Source organism: Neobacillus paridis, assembly GCF_016765675.1.
GTDB lineage: Bacteria > Bacillota > Bacilli > Bacillales > Cytobacillaceae > Neobacillus > Neobacillus paridis.
Genome location: NZ_JAESWB010000420.1, coordinates 1 through 538, shown reverse-complemented (window position 1 = coordinate 538; position 538 = coordinate 1). Strand labels below are relative to the sequence as shown.

Here is a 538-nt window from a genome sequence, read left to right as displayed (position 1 = left end):
CTTGCGGCATCGATTAAGCAGGGCACTGTCACAGCCTCGCTGATGTTGCGCAAGCTGGGCAGCTACCCGCGCCAGAACGGTTTGGCGGTCGCACTGCGCGAACTCGGACGCATTGAGCGCACGCTGTTCGCGCTCGACTGGATGCAGAATGTCGAACTGCGCCGGCGTGTGCAAATAGGCTTGAACAAGGGCGAGGCCAAGAATGCGCTAGCCCGCGCCGTATTCCTGAACCGGCTGGGCGAAATGCGCGACCGGAGCTTCGAGAACCAGCGCTACCGGGCCAGCGGCCTCAACCTGGTAGTGGCCGCCATCGTGCTATGGAACACCGTCTACTTGGAGCGGGCGGTACAGGCGCTGCGGGACTCGGGGAAAAACGTGGATGAAAATTTGCTGCCACACCTGTCACCGCTGGGTTGGGAGCATATTAATCTGACCGGCGACTATATCTGGAAACAAGGCAAGCAGGTGGGGCAAGACCAGTTTCGGCCGCTACGGACGCGCGACGAGCCTTAGCGTACGATTTTTTCCGTTTCGTGAG

At 60.4% G+C, this 538-nt stretch carries 1 protein-coding gene; it reads left to right on the top strand.

The features are described 5' to 3' along the window. Positions 1 to 513 (top strand): Tn3 family transposase (locus tag JK635_RS29425; RefSeq protein WP_202656465.1); only part of this gene is annotated, 513 nt, incomplete at its 5' end. Between the last annotated feature and the right edge of the window lie 25 nt (positions 514 to 538).